Below are 16,328 nucleotides of genomic sequence, written 5' to 3' on the forward strand. Positions count from 1 at the left end.
TGTAGATTTGACGATCGACTCTAACGTTGCGGGCGGCGTGGACGGTTGGTTGCAGGTGCAACGAAACGGCGACGACCACGGGCAAGTAGCCAGGCCAGCGGTCAAACAAGCGGCCATGAAAAAAGGGCTGTCGCCAACGGCGACAGCCCTTCGATCGACAGCGGACGCTGCAACGCCCGCTCAATCCCCGCTCAGTGCACCGGCGCGTGCGTCTGCTCCACCGGACGCGGCTGGGTCAGCGCGCTCACCAGCGCGAACACGATCACGTTGACCGCCAGCGCGAGGAAGCCGATGTTGATGTCCTTGAGCGCGTCGGGCAGGAACGGCATCAACTGGCCGATGCCCAGATGCAGGGTGGTGGTGAGCGCGACCACCGCCACGCCCGCCAGAATCCCGCAGAACGCGCCCTGTTTGGTCGCGCGGTTGCGCGGCAGCAGGCTGCAGATCACCGCCGGGAACAGCTGCGTCACGAAGCTGTAACCCATCAGCAGCAACGCCACGATAGTCTCGCCGCCATGCAGCGTGAAGCCGACCGCCACCAGCGCGACCACCGGCACCAGCAGGCGGGCGAGGGTGGCCACCGTCGCGTCCGGCGCGTTGCGGCTCAGCACGCCGCGATAGACGTCGTTGGCGAGCAGCGTGGAGGCGGAGGTCAGGATCATCGAGCCCGGCACCAGCGCGGTCAGAATGCCGGCCCCGCCGATCACGCCGACGAACCACGGGTCGAAGGTCTGCAACGACAGGCGGAACAGCGACAGGTCGATGTCGCCGCCCTTCAGACCGGGCACCTTCAGCGTCGCGGCAAAGCCGACGAAGAACACGAACAGCAGGATCAGCTGGTACAGCGGCAGCACGATCGCGTTGCGGCGGAAGATGCGCTCGTCCTTCGCGGTGAAGATCGAGCCGAACGAGTGCGGCCACATGAAGAAGCCGAGCGCGGTCAGCAGCACCGTCGACTGGAACCAGAACACGCTCGAACCCTTGGCCGGGAAGGTGAGGAAGCCGGGGCGGGCGGCGTCGATCGCGCGGAACATGTCGCTGAAGCCGCCGTAGTAATGCAGCGGCATATAGATACCGAGGAACAGCACGATCGCGAGGATCAGCAGATCCTTCACCACCGAGTTCCAGGCCGAGCCGCGCACGCCGGACACGGTCACGTAGGCGGTCACGACGCAGGCGCCGATCCAGATCGCGGTGGTCGACGAAATCGCGCCGTACGATGCGGTCGCGACGATGATGCCGAGCCCCTTCAGTTGCAGCACGAGGTACGGAATCAGCGCGGCCACCCCCACCAGCGCGACCAGCGCGCCGAGCACCGGGCTGTCGTACTTGTGCGCGAAGAAGTGCGGCTGCGAGACGAGGCGGTGATTTTTCGCGTAGCGCCAGATGGGCGGCAGCATCCAGTACGAGATGATGTACGCCAGCGTGCCGTACGCGAGGATGTAGTAGACCGGCGCGCCCTTGCCGTACGCGAAGCCGCTGCCGCCGAGGAAGGTGAAGGTGGTGTAGATCTCGCCCGCCATCAGCAGGAACACGAACGCGGTGCCGAAACTGCGGCCGCCCACCGTCCATTGTTCGAGGCTCATGTCGTGGCCGCGCCGCGCGCGTACGCCGAGGTACAGCGCGAACAGCGTGACTGCCGCAATGATGACGAGGGCGCTCATGGGCGGATCTCCTCGCCGTCGATGGCGGCGAGTTGGCGGTTGGACGGGTCGAGACGATAGACGATCGCCATGATCACCGAGGTGAGCACGACCCACGCGACGATCCAGCCCAGCACGAACGGCATGCCGAACATCAGCGGTTCGACGCGATTGACGAACGGAACGCCGAGCACAATGCCGATGAACGGCAACGCGGCGAGTACACGAAGCAACATGGGGCAACTCCTCGAACCGGTAAGTACGTCTCGTTGATCTTGTTGAAAGTGCGGCTTCGCTGCCGACTGTATGCCTGATGCTTCCTGTACGTAAAGCAGGTCAAAATTCCGTAGGCTGGTTGAAAGTTTATGGTGCACCGCACCGCGCTATGATCCTGTCCACGCAACGCGAGCCGCGCAGCAGCACAATGCGGCCAACGCACCCAACCCGCCCAACCTGCCCAACCCGGAAAAGCATATGGTCGAAAGTCTGATCTCGGACATTCTGTTTGGCTTCACCGGCCTCATCAGCATCATCAACCCGATCGGCATCGCCTTCGTGTTCCTCGACCGCACCGCGTCGCTGACTACCGAGGAGCGCACCGCGCTCGCCCGCAAGATCGCCATCAACGTGGTGTGCGTGCTGCTGGTGGCTTTCTTCATCGGCACGCCGATCCTGCATTTCTTCGGGATTTCGATGCAGGCGTTGCGGATCGGCGGCGGGCTCGCGGTGGCGGTGGGGGGCTGGCAGATGCTGAATGCGCCCGACACGCCGCCGGCCGAGCAACCGGCGGTGAAACGCGTCGACGCCGACAATGCGATGTCGAAGGCCTTCTTCCCGCTGACCATTCCGTTGACCACCGGGCCCGGTTCGATCGCGACCGCGATCGCGCTGACCGCGAACCGCACGCACAAGCTGTCGGAGTTCGTGCTGTCGAGCATCGCGTCGGTGGTGATCTCGCTCGCGGTGGCGCTCACCGTGTATCTGATCTACAGCCGCGCGGTGATCTTTGCGCGTTATCTCGGCGTGGAAGGCACCAAGGTCGCGATGCGGGTATCGTCGTTTCTGCTGCTGTGCATCGGCGTGCAGATCATGCTGACCGGCTTCTCCGAATTCCTGATTCCGATCGCGACCCTGCAGCCGGTGGCGAAATAAAGCGCGACGCGGCGGGAGCCAACGGCCGCTTCAACGCTTGAGCAGCATCGCGCTCAACACGGAGAACACCGTCGACGGCAATTCGACGAGCCGGCTCACCACCACGTTGTGCGGATAGAAGTCCTCCACCGCGTCGGTCAGCACGCCGACCCCGACCAGCTCGATGCCGCGTTCGCCGATCGCCGCGACCCGTTCGCGCAGATCGCTGCGCAACACCTGCGGGTCGCCGTCGCCGGTCGACGGATAGCCGTCGGAGAACACCATCAGGATGCGACGCGCGGCCTGATGATCGGCGAGCCGCGTCGCGGCCCACGCGAGCGCTTCGCCATCCGGGTTCTCGTGCCCGCAGTCGATCCGCGCGATGCCGCTGAGATCCGTCGCGCCGAAGCGTTTATAGACCTTCAGATCGAGCCGTTCGACGAAGCGGTTGTAGCGCCGCAGATCGGCGCCCGCGGCAAGCTGCCGTTCGTAGAGCCGCCGCAACGGTTCCGATTCGACCGAGCAGTAGCCGAGCACCTCGCAATCGAACGACAACTGCGTGAGCGCATCGCACAACGCCGTCGCGCAGAGCCGCGCGAGTTCGATCTTGCGGCCGGCCATCGAACCGCTGCGGTCGATCAGCAGCGTCACCGCCACATCGCGACCCTTGTGGGCGCGCTGCGTGCGGAACGGCGTGCGATAGCCGGGCGAGGTGGCGAGTCTGGCGAGCGCCGTGCGGTCGATCTCGCCGCGCTCCTGTTCGCGGCGCCAGCGCGTGCGCTCGTCGGCGCTCAGCGCGCGTTCGAGTTTTTCCTTCAGCGGCGCGGTGTCCGCGCGGGCCTGCGCACGCAGCGCGCGCCATGCGGTGCTGTCGCCCTGGCCGGTGAGATCGGCGAGGTCGTCGAATTCGGTGGCGAGCGGAATGGAGAGCGTGGCGCGCAGCGTATCGGCGACGGCCGGACCGGCTTCGCCGTCGCTGTCCGTCGCCGGGGCCTGAGCGTCCGACAGCGATTGCCCCATGCCGACCGCGTCGTCGGCCTGCGCGCCGCCGCCGCGTGCCGAGGGCGGCGCGCTCGCGCCGTCGTGATCGGGCAGCACGGTGTCGTCGTCATCGTCGTTGGGCGCGGCCTCGCTCGGCGCCGTTTCCGTGTCGATGTCCTCGACCGGGTCCGCGGTGAACACCATGCTGTTGACGTCGCCCGCCGACAGCGCGCGCACGCGTTCCACCAGCGCATGCGCGGCGGCGATGCTGTGCGCGCTCGAACGGCTGTTGCGCGCGTCGAGCAGCAGATCCTGCGACGCGTGCAGCGCGGCGAGCAGCGAATGCACCGCCTCGGTCCGGGTCGGCGTTTCGTCCCATAGCGTGCGCTCCACCAGCCAGACCAGCCGGTCGCGCCAATGCAGCTTGGGCCAGCGCTGCCGGACCCGCTCGGCGGCATGCTCGCGCAGTTTGCCGATGAACCAGCGCGCGCCCGGATACTCGTCGAGCAACTGGCCGCACACGCGGCGGTCGTCGATCACCTGCGCGAGCTTCGCGGCGATGCCCGGCGGCTGCGCATCCATCTCGGCAAGCGACGCATGCTTCGCGCGCGCCACCAGCAGATCCAGATAGCCGATCAACACATCGCGTTCGATGCCGCCGCTCAACTCGTAGTCCGGAATCACGATGCGGCCTGGCTCGACGCGCGGCCCATCCGGACTGAACGCCACCGTCACGCCGTATTGACCGGTCAGTACGCGGGCGATCTTGCTGAGCGTGGACTCGAACGTAAAGCCGCGCGTATCGCGGACCTGACGATCGTCGCCGGCCTCGCGCGGCGCGTGCAGCGTGCCCACGCTCAGGTGGCCGGCGCGATGTGGTGGCGAATGATGCCGCGAATCAGCGCGGCGTCTTCCGGGCTCACTTTCGCGTAGATGGCGGGGCCGGCCGCGCGTTCGGGATCGCCGGTACGCAGCATCAGCTCGGCCCAGTCGAGCAGACGCCGCGTCGAGAACGCGCTCGACAGATCTTCGCGCGCGAACGCCGCGCGGCAGTCGGCGGCGATCGCGGCGAGCGTGACGGCCAACGGGCGTGTCATGTGCGGGGCGAGCGTGCGCATCAGCACGTCGGCTTCTTCGGCGGGTGTCAGATAGTCGAGCAGATAGACGCGCCAGCGATCGAGAAACGCCTCGTTCATCAGATTGGCGCCCTGATACAGATGCCGGAACTGGCTCATCGCGCCGACTGCGTTCGCGGTGGCGAACAGCCGGAACGCGGGATGCGGCGCGACGATCTCGTTGCCTTTCTCCTTCAGCACGAGGCGGCCCTGCGGTTCGAGCACGGCGGTCAGCGCGGCGAGAATCGACGGTTCCGCGAAATCGATTTCATCGACAATCAGCCAAAGACCTTCGCGCATCGCGGTGGGCAGCACGCCATCGACCCACAGCGTTTCGCCGCCCTTGACGGTCCAGAAACCGACGAAATCGCCGACCGTCGTCTGGCCGTTCATGTTCGAGCGCAGCACGCCGTGGCGCGAGCGCGCGGCCACCTGTTCGATCAGGCTGGTCTTGCCGGCGCCCGTATGGCCGATCAGCATCACGCGCCGATTTTCGACGATGTCCTCGACGATGTCGTTGAAGCGCTCGGAGAACAGATAGGCCGGGTTGATGCGCGGCACGAGCGGCGTGGCGACCGGATTGTCCGCGCCGCAAATCACGTCGACGTGGCCAACGCGTACTGTTTGTCGTGTTTGTGCCTGCGCGCCACGCGTTTGCTGCCTGGCCGCCGCGGCCGATGCCGTCGCGCGTTGCAGTGCCGGCATGAAGGCGATGCGTTCCGCGGCGGCCGCCGCGCCGTCGGCGCCGGCCGTGTCGATCGCGAAACCTTCGCGGCGCCATTTCTTCAACTTGGAGCGCAGATTTTCCGCATCGACCACCAGATCGATATCGACCGCGCCCGCGCCGTGCTCATCGTCGACGCCATGTTCTAGCCGGTAATTCTCCGGCCGGTCGGCGACGCTCACGCGCCACCATTCGGCGCCGTGTTCCGTCACGCGTTGATAAAGGCCAAGGTGTTCGTCTTCGGTCAGATCGGGCGCAGCCATGTCGAGCGCAGTCATGTCGGTCGGGAGCAGGGAGGTGGCAGCGGCGGCGCGAGGCCGGCACTGGCTTGATGAGCGCCTATCTTAGCGTGAGCGGCGCGAGCTCTGCTGGTTCGCGGGCAGCCCGGATGCGCCGAAGACTACCCCGGCGGCATGAAACGTGCTACCGCCAACAGGCGCGACCCGGCGCGCGGCTGCCTTTCGCGGCCGGACACACGATGTCACGTCGCGCCGCATTGGCATCACCTATATTGATTCAGAGAAGAAGAACGCCCCACGAGCATAAGGAAGAAACAACACGTGACCCCACTCGATCCTCACGACGCGTCTTCCAATGGGACCGCGCCCATGGCGGCCGATGCGCCGCCCTTCATGTCGCGCCGCCGCTGGCTGCAGGGCGCGCTGGCCTTGACCGCCGCGAGCCTCGCCGGTTCGCTCACGCTCAAGGCGCTCGCCGACGATACGTCCGCCGCGCCCATCGATGCTTTCATGAGCCTGTCGCAAGCGCTGACCGCGCGCAGCACGCTCGACCACGACGTCGGCGCTCGACTGCTCGCGGCATTGCAGAAGTCATCGCCCGATCTGCTCGCGCAGTTGCCGGCGCTGGCCGGCGCGCTCGCCGCCGGTTCCGCCGATGCGAACCAGCAGGCGCTCGCGTTGAAGATCCTCGAAGCGTGGTATCTCGGCACCGTCGATAACGCCGTGGTGATCTACGAACAGGCGCTGATGTACGACGTGGTCTCCGACACGCTGATCGTCCGTTCGTACTGCCCCAACAAGCCCGGATTCTGGGCCGCCAAACCGATCGAAAGGCAAGTCTGAGCATGGCCGACGCACAAGCATCCACTCAACAGGCCGACGTCGTCGTGGTCGGCTCCGGCGTCGCGGGCGCGATCGTCGCGCATCAGCTGGCGCTCGCGGGCAAGTCCGTGATCCTGCTCGAAGCGGGGCCGCGCATGCCGCGTGGCGACATCGTCGAGCGCTTTCGCAACCAGTTCGACAAGTCGGATAACTCGGCGCCGTATCCATCGAGCGCCTGGGCGCCGCATCCGGAATACGGACCGCCGAACGATTATCTGATCCTGAAGGGCGAGCACAAATTCAACTCGCAGTACATTCGCGCGGTGGGCGGCACGACGTGGCACTGGGCCGCGTCCGCCTGGCGCTTCATGCCGAACGACTTCCATATGAAGAGCGTGTACGGCGTGGGCCGCGACTGGCCGATCGAATACGGCGAACTGGAGCCTTACTATCAGCGCGCCGAGGAAGAACTCGGGGTCTGGGGCCCCGGCGACGAAGAACTCGGCTCGCCGCGCAGCCGGCCGTATCCGATGGCGCCGCTGCCGCTGTCGTACAACGAGCAGACCATCAAAAGCAAGCTCAACGCGTTCGACTCGACGTATCACGTCGTGACGGAACCGGTCGCGCGCAACAGCCGTCCGTACGACGGCCGCCCGACCTGTTGCGGCAACAACAACTGCATGCCGATCTGCCCGATCGGCGCGATGTACAACGGCATCGTGCATGTCGAGAAGGCGGAGCAGGCGGGCTCGAAACTGATCGTCAACGCGGTCGTGTTCAAGCTCGAAGTCGGCGCGGACAAACGCATCGACGCGGCGATGTACAAAGACCCGCAGGGCAACGAGCATCGCGTGGAGGGCAAGTACTTCGTGCTCGCCGCGAACGGCATCGAAACGCCGAAGATCATGCTGATGTCCACCAGCCACGATTTCCCGAACGGCGTGGGCAATAGCTCCGACATGGTGGGCCGCAACCTGATGGACCACCCCGGGACCGGCGTCACCTTCTACGCGGACGAAAAACTCTGGCCGGGCCGCGGCCCGCAGGAGATGACCTCGCTGATCGGCTTTCGCGACGGCGCGTTCCGCGCGAACGAAGCGGCGAAGAAGATCCACCTGTCGAACCTGTCGCGGATCGATCAGGAAACGCAGAAGATCTTCAAGCAGGGGCAGTTGATCAAAGCCGCCGATCTCGACGCGCAGATTCGCGACCGCTCGGCGCGCTTCGTCGAGTTCGACTGCTTCCACGAAATCCTGCCCGCGCCGGAAAACCGCATCGTGCCGAGCGCGACGGAGAAGGACGCGATCGGCATTCCGCGGCCCGAGATCACCTACCGGATCGACGACTACGTGAAGCGCGGTGCCGTGCATACGCGCGAGGTCTACGCAAACGCGGCGAAGGCGCTGGGCGGCACGGAGATCGCGTTTCAGGACGAGTTCGCGCCGAACAATCACATTACCGGCTCGACCATCATGGGCAGCGATCCGCGCGATTCGGTGGTCGACAAACACTGCCGCACCTTCGATCACCCGAACCTGTTCATCTCCAGCAGCGCGACGATGCCGACCGTGGGCACCGTCAACGTGACGCTAACCATCGCGGCGCTCGCGCTGCGCATGGCCGACCAGTTGAAAAAGGAAGTGTGAACGTGCTGAAGAAACCCTTTTTCTATCTGCTCGCCGGCGCACTTGCGTTGCCGGCGCTCGCGCGGGCCGACGATGCGGCGAACGCAAACGCAAACGCGAATGCAAGTGCCGCCGCCAACGATCCCGCGCTGATCAAACGCGGCGAATATCTCGCGACGGCCGGCGACTGCATGGCCTGCCACACCACGGCGCAAGCCAAACCGTACGCCGGCGGCCTGCCGCTGAAAGTGCCGATGCTCGGCACGATCTATTCGAGCAATATCACGCCCGACGTGCAGACCGGCATCGGCAACTGGACGCTCGACGATTTCGACCGCGCGTTGCGCAAGGGCGTGTCGAGGGACGGCCACAATCTATATCCGGCCATGCCGTATGTGTCGTACGCGAAGGTCAGCGACGACGACGTGAAGGCGTTGTACGCGTACTTCCGCTACGGCGTCGCGCCGGTCCATCAGCCCACGCATGCCGCCGACATTCCGTGGCCACTGAACATGCGCTGGCCGCTGGCGGCGTGGAACGTGCTGTTCCTCGAACACGGCCCGTATCGCAACAAGCCGAACCTGAGCGCCGAATGGAATCGCGGTGCGTATCTCGTGCAGGGTCTCGCGCATTGCAGCACCTGCCACACGCCGCGCGGCTTCGCGATGCAGGAGAAAGCGCTCGATGAAACCGGCGGCGGTTTCCTCGGCGGCTCGGTGCTGGCGGGATGGGACGGCTACAACATCTCGTCGTCGGCGAATGCGGGGATCGGCAACTGGACCCAGGCGCAGCTCGTGCAGTATCTGCGCACCGGCAGCGTGCCGGGACTCGCGCAGGCCGCGGGGCCGATGGGCGAAGCCGTCGAGCACAGCTTCTCGAAGATGACGGACGCCGACGTCGATGCGATCGCCACCTATGTGCGCACCGTACCGGCGGTCGACGACGGCAGCAAGCAGCCGCGCGGCACGTGGGGCAAACCGGCCACCGACGTCACGCGTCTACGCGGCGTCGCGCTGGAAACCGGCACGCTCGATCCCGCGCGCCTGTACCTCGGCAATTGCGCGACCTGTCACCAGGCGCAAGGCAAGGGCACGCCGGACGGCTACTATCCGCCGTTGCTGCACAACACCACGGTCGGCGCGGCCAATCCTGGCAACCTGGTGCAGGTGATCCTGCACGGCGTGCAGCGCAAGACCGCCAACAACGATGTCGGCATGCCCGCGTTCGCGACGGAGTTGAACGACGCGCAGGTGGCGGCGCTCGCGAACTACCTGACGGATCGTTTCGGCAATCCGGCGACGCCGAAGGTCACCGTGCAGGACGTCGCGAAGCTGCGTTGATATAGCGGCGGTGTTTCGTCGTGTGTCAGGCTGCGGCAAGTCCATCCTGTTCCGTACCGGACTTGCGCAGCCGCACCGGAATCGATTTCGACGCCGGGACGAGGCTCGCTTTCGCGTGATGCGCCAACGGAATCAGCGGATTGCACTCGGGGTAGTAGCCCATCACGCAGCCGGCCGGAATGTCGAATGCGTGCACGTGCAGGCCGTCCACCTCGCGCGTGACGCCGTCGTTCGATACCGTCGATGCGCACACCGTATCGCCTTCCACCAGACCGAGCCGTCCCATGTCGCCTGGATGCATCAGCAGCACGTCGCGGCTGCCGTAGACGCCGCGAAAGCGGTCGTCGAGCGCGTAGACGGTGGTGTTGAACTGGCTGTCGCCGCGCGTGGTCATCAGGCGTAGCACGTCGGCATCGGTGGACGGCATGTCGGCATCTTCGTCCAGCGTATCGGGGACGATGAAATTCGCCTTGCCGGTTTCGGTGTTCCATTTGCGCTCGCTGGCGGCGAGCGGGCGGTGAAAGCCGCCCGGCTGCCGGAAGCGTCGATTGAAATCCTTGAACTGATCCGGGTAGGTGCGTTCGATCGCCTCGCGCACCAGCGCGTAATCGCCGACCCACGCATCCCAGTCCACTTTCGGATTCGGCGGCAGCAGCGCCTTCGCGATGCCCGCGACGATCGCCGGCTCGGACAGCAGCATGTCGGCGGCGGGCTCCGCCATCCCGTGCGAACCGTGCACGCAGGCGGTGCTGTCCTCGACGCTGACCCACTGGTCGCCGCTCGTCTGCCGGTCGATTTCGATCCGTCCGAGGCAGGGCAGCAGATACGCGAGCTCGCCGTGCAGCAGATGGCTGCGATTGAGTTTGGTGGCGATCTGCACGGTGAGCCGCAGCGAGCGCCACGCCGGGTCCATCACGTGATGATCCGGAATCGCCACCTGAAAGTTGCCGCCCAGCCCGATGAACGCCTTGACCTTGCCGTCCAGCACGCCCCGGCACGCTTCGACGGTACTCATGCCCTTGTCGCGCGGCGGTTCGAAATCGTAGAGCGCTTTCAGCTTGTCGAGCGGCGCCAGTTCGGGTTTTTCGGTGATGCCGACGGTGCGCTGTCCCTGCACGTTCGAATGCCCGCGGATCGGACAGATCCCCGCGCCCGGCCGTCCGATGTTGCCGCGCAGGAGCAGCAGGTTCGACAGCATCTGCACGTTCTGCACGCCGTTGCGGTGCTGGGTGATGCCCATGCCGAACAGCACCATCGCCGCCTTGGCCTTCGCATAGACGCGCGCGGCGTCTTCGAGCGCGGTGCGGGTGAGTTGCGAGCGCGTTTCGATCTCGTCCCACGTAATCGCGCGCATCGCGTCGGCGAACGCGTCGAAACCGTGCGTGTGTTCCGCGATGAAGGCGGCGTCCAGCACGCGCGGCGCGCCGTCGCGCTGGGCGTCGTCGTCCCATTCGATCAGCAGCTTGCAGAGTCCGGCAATCGCCGCCTCGTCGCCGCCGATCTTCACTTGATGGTATTGCGTGCTGATCCGCGTTTCGGCCGGCGTCAGCATGTCGAGCGGCGATTGCGGATTGGCGAAGCTGACCAGACCGCGTTCCTTGATCGGATTGAAGGTGACGATCTCGATGCCGCGTTTGCGCGCGTCCTGCAACTGATGCAGCATGCGCGGCGCGTTGGTGCCGGTGTTGTGGCCGAAGAAGAACAGACAGTCGGTGTGTTCGAAATCCTCGACCTGCACGGTGCCGACCGGTACGCCGATCGTCTTCGGCAACGCCACCGACGTGCTTTCGTGACACATGTTCGAACTGTCGGGCAGATTGTTGGTGCCGTACAGCCGCGCGAGAAGCGCGTACATGTACGAGGTTTCGAGCGACGCGCGGCCTGATGCGTAGAACACCGCTTCGTTCGGTTCGATCGCTTGCAGTTCCTTGGCGATCGCGGCGAAGGCGTCCTTCCAGGTGGTGGGCACGTAGCGGTCGGTGGCGGCGTCCCAACGCATCGGCGCCGTCAGGCGGCCGCGCGATTCGAGTTCGAGGCCGCTCCATGTACGCAATTCGCTCAGCGTGTGTTGCTCGAAAAAGTCGGCGCCGACGCGCTTGCTGGTGATTTCCCACGCCGTGGCCTTCGCGCCGTTTTCGCAGAACTCGAACAGGTGCGGGTCGGCGGGCTTGGCCCACGAGCAGCTGACGCAGGCGAAACCATCGGCTTTGTTCTGATGCGATAGCACGCGGCTGCCGTTCAACGCGACGTGCTCGTGCAGCAGGATCGACGCCACCGCCTTCACCGACCCCCAGCCGCCCGCCGCGTTGCGGTAGGGCTTGATAGGGGCGGAATCGGGTTTGTCCGCGGTGGCTTCGGCGACATGGGGGACGGCGGCGTGTTCGGTGCTCATGCTGGCTCCTGGCGATAGCTCTCGCCCGTTTGGTGCGATTTGCCGGAACACGCGCAAAGACCGGACCCGCGATATCGCTGCCCGTTCATTCACTGATGCATGCATCGACCCATCGACCCATCGACCCCATCGACTGCTACGCGCTGATCGGCGGCGCCTTGGGCGGTGGATCGCCTTCGGGTGCGGGATCGGTGTCTGGAATGTCCGCGGGTTGCGGATCGGGATCGACCGTCGGCGGCGGTGTCTCCGGATCGATCTCGGGCGGCATCGGCGTATGCGGTTGCGCCGTGGCAGGCAAGCTATTCGGTAAATCCATCGCACTCTCCCCATGGTTGTCGTCTTCTATCGACGCGTGGCACGCATTCGCCGTGCCACTGCCGCGAAACGCTTGACTGAAGCCGCGCGGCGGCGCGTGGTACAGCGCTTGCTCGACTCATGACTCATGGAACAGCGAATACATCAGGGAAAGGAAAGTACAACATGGCGCGACACAAGGCCGACGTGGCCGACGACGACTTCGAGATATTCGCGAGTTATCACGGAACCGGCGACGGACGTTACATAGGCGGACTGAAAGTCGTCAGGAAAGCGGATCGCAAGATCCTGTTTCCGTTCGACGGCGCGCCCGAGATCGGGCCGTATGCGACCGCCGATGAGGCGCGGCGCGCGGCGATCGATTACGGCCGCGAGATCGTGGCGGCCGATCGCGCGGCGCCGGAGAACTAGCCGCGCATGGGGGGCCGCGCTTTACAGTGACTTGCAGTGGCTCGCGGTGGCTGTCACGGGCGGGTCCATTTTTACAAAGCGCGCCGATGCTTCGTGTGTGAATGTCATGCCCGTTCAGCGTGATACCCGCTGCTAGCGACGAGCGACGGACATCAGCGTCGCAGGGTCCGGATGTTGCTGCATCGATTGAAGTCAGCCGATTCGAGGGAGAGCGACATGCAAGGCGAAACACGTGAGGATGCGCAGCAAACGCACGACTCCACAAGCGATCAGGCGAATGCCCGTCGCGATCCGTGGCACGTCTCCGAGGAAACGAAGGCACGCAACAAACCGAGCGGTACGCATTACATCGAGCCGAGTCCGCTGGGGATCGAGCCGGTCGAACAGACTGGCGTCGACAAGGCGACCAATCCGCCGCGTTCGAGCGAACGGCCGGCACAGAGTCCGGAAGTGCCGCTCGGTACCGGCGATCACGCGGAGCCGCCGGGCGGTGGCGGGCGTGAATCGCAGCGCAAGGCATGACGCTGTCCGTCTGCATCCACCGCTCGATGCACACCACAGGAGCACACGATGTTCAACGATTCGAAGCACGGCTTCGATGCGGCACAGACCGAATACGAAACCCTCATGCTCGCGCCGCACGATTGGGTGCCGAATAACCGGAAGCTGCCGGTGGTGATTTATCGCCGGGCGCTCCTGCCGAAAAGCGGCGACCTGGCCGCCGCGTTCGAACTGCTGTTCGAGCGCAACGACTGGCCGCCGCAATGGCGCGACGGCATCTTCGACTATCACCATTTCCACGCGACCGCGCACGAAGTACTCGGTATCGCGGACGGCGCCGCCCAGGTGATCGTCGGCGGCCCCGGCGGACGGGTCGTCAATCTTTCGGCCGGCGACGCGCTGTTGCTGCCGGCCGGCACCGGTCACTGCCTGCAAGCGCACGAGCGGCATTTCCTCGTGGTGGGCGGTTATCCGGCGGGGCAGCAGTGGGACATCCGGCGCGACGCATTGAGCGCGGACGAGCTTGCCGCGATGGAGGCGTTGCCGTTTCCGTCGCTCGATCCGGTCGACGGCAAGCTCGGCCCGCTCGTGCAATTCTGGCCGCAAGCGTCCTGAAAGACCGCCTGTCGTTTCACGCATACTGCGCAGCCTGGCAACTGGCGTGCAGAATCGTCCGCATCGGCGCATCATCGGTGAGCCTGAATGCGGTGTCTTCTTTGTGATTCCCTGAAAGATTCTCTGAACGGCGCCGCCGGCCACGCTGGCTTACGCAAGCAACCGCAACGCGCGACCTGCAACCGCAAGCGCGAACAACGCGCACCGCGCGCCGTTCCTGTTCCCACCCGCCGAACAAGGAGTGTCCCATGCAAAACGATCCCGCCCTCGACCAGTTGTGCATCAACACGATCCGCACGCTGGCGATGGACGCCGTGCAAAAGGCCAATTCCGGCCACCCCGGCACGCCGATGGCGCTCGCGCCGGTCGCCTATCACCTTTGGCAGAACCATCTGCGCTACGACCCGGACGAACCGCTGTGGCCGAATCGCGACCGCTTCGTGCTATCGGTCGGACATGCGTCGATGCTCCTCTACGCGTTGCTGCATCTGACCAACGTCAAGGCCGTCGATCACGACGGCAAGCCGACCGATGGACCGGCCGTATCGCTCGACGACATCGAACATTTCCGCCAACTCGACAGCAAGACGCCCGGTCACCCCGAGTACCGCATGACCACGGGCGTCGAGACGACCACCGGGCCGTTGGGCCAGGGGCTCGGCAACAGCGTCGGCATGGCGATGGCCGCGCGCTGGTACGAGAGCCGTTACAACCAGCCCGATGCGCCATTGTTCGACTACCGCGTGTACGCGCTGTGCGGCGACGGCGACATGATGGAAGGCATTTCGCACGAAGCGGCGTCGCTTGCCGGCCATCTGAAGCTGTCGAACCTGATCTGGATTTACGACAGCAATCGCGTGACGATCGAAGGGCACACCGATCTCGCGTATAGCGACGACGTGGAGAGCCGCTTCCGCGGCTACAACTGGCACACGCTGCACGTCAACGACGCGAACGACGCCGCCGCGCTCGAAGCCGCGCTCGTCGAAGCGAAGAGCGTGACCGACCGGCCGACGCTGATCGTCGTGCACAGCCTGATCGGTTATGGCTCGCCGCACAAGCAGGACTCGTCGGCCGCGCATGGCGAACCGCTCGGCGTCGAGGAAGTGGCGCTGACGAAGAAGGCCTACGGCTGGCCGGAAGACAAATTCTTCTACGTGCCGGACGGCGTGCACGAACGTTTCGCCGCGGGCTTCGGTGCGCGCGGCAAGGCGGCACGCGCCGAATGGGTCGCGAAGCACGACGCGTATCGCAAGCAATACCCGGATCGCGCGAAGGAACTCGCGTTGATCGACGCGCACGAACTGCCGGAGGGCTGGGACGCCGACATCCCCGTGTTCGACGCGGACCCGAAGGGCATGGCGTCGCGCGAATCGTCGGGCAAGGTGCTCAACGCGATTGCCGCGCGCATTCCGTGGATGATCGGCGGCGCGGCCGACCTGTCGCCGTCCACCAAGACCAACCTGAAATTCGAAGGCGCGGGCAGCTTCGAGGCCGACAACTATGGCGGCTGCAATCTGCACTTCGGCATCCGCGAACACGGGATGGGCGCGGCGGTCAACGGACTCGCGCTGTCGAATCTGCGGCCGTTCGGCTCGACCTTCCTGATTTTCAGCGACTACATGAAGCCGCCGATCCGGCTGTCCGCGATCATGGAAGTGCCGGCCATCTACGTATTCACGCACGATTCGATCGGCGTCGGCGAGGACGGGCCGACGCATCAGCCGATCGAGCAACTGGCATCGCTGCGTGGCGTGCCGGGGCTGACTGTCTTGCGTCCCGGCGACGCGAACGAAGTCGCCGAAGCGTGGCGCGTGGCGCTGACGCATCCGCGCCGTCCCTCGTGCCTCGTGGTCTCGCGCCAGCCGTTGCCGACGCTCGATCGCAGCCGCTATGCGTCGGCGCAAGGCACGCGCAAGGGCGCCTACGTGCTCGCCGATGCACCCGGCGGGCAGAAGCCGCAAGTGATCCTGATGGCGACCGGCAGCGAGTTGTCGGTGTGCGTGGAGGTCTACGAAAAGCTCAAGGGCGAGGGCATTGCCGCGCGCGTGGTGTCGATGCCGTCGTGGGATCTGTTCGAGCGTCAGGACGACGCGTACCAGGAGTCCGTGCTGCCGTCCGATGTCGATGCACGTGTCGCCGTCGAACAAGCCGCGACGCTCGGCTGGGATCGCTACGTGGGACGGCTCGGCGCGCAGGTGGTGATGCATACGTTCGGCGCCTCCGCGCCGCTCGCCGATCTGAAGAAGAAGTTCGGCTTCACGCCCGAGCATGTGTATGAAGAGGCGAAGCGGCAGATAGCGCGGGTGGAGGCGAAGCGGAAGTAGTCCTCGATCCGTCGTTCGACGTACCGACGTACCGGCGTACAGACGTACCGACGTACCGACGTCGACGTACCGGCGTATCGCGCTGTGTTCTCCGCACAGTGCGCTACGCCGGACGGCGTGCTGCCGTAACGTTGATTTTTCTTTACC

The 16,328-nt window shown here is 65.6% G+C and carries 14 protein-coding genes; 8 read left to right on the top strand and 6 right to left on the bottom strand.

Annotated elements, in window-relative coordinates; translation table 11 throughout:
* Positions 1-191: 191 nt before the first annotated feature.
* The gene (locus tag LFL96_RS33860; RefSeq protein ID WP_281002249.1) at positions 192-1,664 is read right to left on the bottom strand and encodes a sodium:solute symporter; all 1,473 of its coding nucleotides are present in this window, start codon (positions 1,662-1,664) and stop codon (positions 192-194) included.
* Entirely contained in the window at positions 1,661-1,879 is a 219-nt protein-coding gene (locus tag LFL96_RS33865; protein ID WP_281002250.1) for a DUF3311 domain-containing protein, read from the bottom strand. The genes LFL96_RS33860 and LFL96_RS33865 overlap by 4 nt, the downstream gene beginning before the upstream one ends.
* Before the next feature lie 238 nt (positions 1,880-2,117).
* Between LFL96_RS33865 and LFL96_RS33870 the strand changes: the two genes are divergently transcribed.
* A complete protein-coding gene (locus tag LFL96_RS33870) occupies positions 2,118-2,795 on the top strand; it encodes a MarC family protein (RefSeq protein ID WP_281002251.1) in 678 nt (225 codons plus the stop codon).
* 30 nt (positions 2,796-2,825) lie between these two features.
* Here the strand turns inward: LFL96_RS33870 and LFL96_RS33875 are convergent, their stop codons facing one another.
* Together LFL96_RS33875 and LFL96_RS33880 are read right to left on the bottom strand one after the other, a co-directional pair.
* Complete coding sequence (locus LFL96_RS33875) at positions 2,826-4,610, bottom strand: cobalamin biosynthesis protein CobT (RefSeq protein WP_281002252.1); 1,785 nt, start codon at positions 4,608-4,610, stop codon at positions 2,826-2,828.
* A gap of 2 nt (positions 4,611-4,612) precedes the next feature.
* The gene (locus LFL96_RS33880; protein ID WP_281003931.1) at positions 4,613-5,857 is read right to left on the bottom strand and encodes an AAA family ATPase; all 1,245 of its coding nucleotides are present in this window, start codon (positions 5,855-5,857) and stop codon (positions 4,613-4,615) included.
* A 345-nt stretch (positions 5,858-6,202) separates the two neighbouring features.
* Between LFL96_RS33880 and LFL96_RS33885 the strand changes: the two genes are divergently transcribed.
* The 3 genes from LFL96_RS33885 to LFL96_RS33895 are packed head-to-tail and all read left to right on the top strand — an operon-like array spanning position 6,203 to position 9,620.
* Positions 6,203-6,676 (top strand): sugar dehydrogenase complex small subunit, encoded by a 474-nt coding sequence (locus LFL96_RS33885; protein ID WP_281003932.1) that lies wholly within the window; start codon positions 6,203-6,205, stop codon positions 6,674-6,676.
* A gap of 2 nt (positions 6,677-6,678) precedes the next feature.
* Complete coding sequence (locus tag LFL96_RS33890) at positions 6,679-8,301, top strand: GMC family oxidoreductase (RefSeq protein ID WP_281002253.1); 1,623 nt, start codon at positions 6,679-6,681, stop codon at positions 8,299-8,301.
* Positions 8,302-8,303: 2 nt separating this feature from the next.
* Positions 8,304-9,620 carry a cytochrome c gene (locus tag LFL96_RS33895; RefSeq protein WP_281002254.1) on the top strand — a complete coding sequence of 439 codons (1,317 nt, stop codon included), beginning with the start codon at positions 8,304-8,306 and terminating at the stop codon, positions 9,618-9,620.
* Positions 9,621-9,645: 25 nt separating this feature from the next.
* On the opposite strand, the gene LFL96_RS33900 is transcribed toward LFL96_RS33895, so the two are convergent.
* Both LFL96_RS33900 and LFL96_RS33905 read right to left on the bottom strand, forming a co-directional pair.
* On the bottom strand, positions 9,646-12,012 hold the full coding sequence (locus tag LFL96_RS33900) for an FdhF/YdeP family oxidoreductase (protein ID WP_281002255.1): 2,367 nt from the start codon (positions 12,010-12,012) through the stop codon (positions 9,646-9,648).
* Positions 12,013-12,148: 136 nt separating this feature from the next.
* Positions 12,149-12,328 carry a hypothetical protein gene (locus LFL96_RS33905; RefSeq protein ID WP_281002256.1) on the bottom strand — a complete coding sequence of 60 codons (180 nt, stop codon included), beginning with the start codon at positions 12,326-12,328 and terminating at the stop codon, positions 12,149-12,151.
* 164 nt (positions 12,329-12,492) lie between these two features.
* On the opposite strand from LFL96_RS33905, the gene LFL96_RS33910 reads away from it, so the two are divergent.
* The 4 genes from LFL96_RS33910 (at position 12,493) to tkt (ending at position 16,181) form a co-directional block, all read left to right on the top strand.
* Positions 12,493-12,738: a DUF6723 family protein gene (locus LFL96_RS33910; protein ID WP_281002257.1), complete on the top strand. Its 246-nt coding sequence runs from the start codon at positions 12,493-12,495 to the stop codon at positions 12,736-12,738.
* 216 nt (positions 12,739-12,954) lie between these two features.
* A complete protein-coding gene (locus LFL96_RS33915) occupies positions 12,955-13,260 on the top strand; it encodes a hypothetical protein (RefSeq protein WP_281002258.1) in 306 nt (101 codons plus the stop codon).
* Positions 13,261-13,308: 48 nt separating this feature from the next.
* A complete protein-coding gene (locus LFL96_RS33920) occupies positions 13,309-13,854 on the top strand; it encodes a cupin (protein ID WP_281002259.1) in 546 nt (181 codons plus the stop codon).
* Positions 13,855-14,102: 248 nt separating this feature from the next.
* Entirely contained in the window at positions 14,103-16,181 is a 2,079-nt protein-coding gene (gene tkt, locus LFL96_RS33925) for a transketolase (RefSeq protein WP_281002260.1), read from the top strand.
* Positions 16,182-16,328 lie beyond the last annotated feature (147 nt).

It is taken from the genome of Paraburkholderia sp. D15 (assembly GCF_029910215.1).
Classification (GTDB): domain Bacteria; phylum Pseudomonadota; class Gammaproteobacteria; order Burkholderiales; family Burkholderiaceae; genus Paraburkholderia.

Coding starts and splice junctions, on each gene's coding strand:
- LFL96_RS33920 (WP_281002259.1), top strand. CDS start 13,309: ATGTTCAACGATTCGAAGCACGGCTTCGATGCGGCACAGACCGAATAC.
- LFL96_RS33860 (WP_281002249.1), bottom strand. CDS start 1,664: ATGAGCGCCCTCGTCATCATTGCGGCAGTCACGCTGTTCGCGCTGTAC.
- tkt (WP_281002260.1), top strand. CDS start 14,103: ATGCAAAACGATCCCGCCCTCGACCAGTTGTGCATCAACACGATCCGC.
- LFL96_RS33885 (WP_281003932.1), top strand. CDS start 6,203: ATGGCGGCCGATGCGCCGCCCTTCATGTCGCGCCGCCGCTGGCTGCAG.
- LFL96_RS33915 (WP_281002258.1), top strand. CDS start 12,955: ATGCAAGGCGAAACACGTGAGGATGCGCAGCAAACGCACGACTCCACA.
- LFL96_RS33890 (WP_281002253.1), top strand. CDS start 6,679: ATGGCCGACGCACAAGCATCCACTCAACAGGCCGACGTCGTCGTGGTC.
- LFL96_RS33900 (WP_281002255.1), bottom strand. CDS start 12,012: ATGAGCACCGAACACGCCGCCGTCCCCCATGTCGCCGAAGCCACCGCG.
- LFL96_RS33905 (WP_281002256.1), bottom strand. CDS start 12,328: ATGGATTTACCGAATAGCTTGCCTGCCACGGCGCAACCGCATACGCCG.
- LFL96_RS33870 (WP_281002251.1), top strand. CDS start 2,118: ATGGTCGAAAGTCTGATCTCGGACATTCTGTTTGGCTTCACCGGCCTC.
- LFL96_RS33880 (WP_281003931.1), bottom strand. CDS start 5,857: ATGGCTGCGCCCGATCTGACCGAAGACGAACACCTTGGCCTTTATCAA.
- LFL96_RS33910 (WP_281002257.1), top strand. CDS start 12,493: ATGGCGCGACACAAGGCCGACGTGGCCGACGACGACTTCGAGATATTC.
- LFL96_RS33865 (WP_281002250.1), bottom strand. CDS start 1,879: ATGTTGCTTCGTGTACTCGCCGCGTTGCCGTTCATCGGCATTGTGCTC.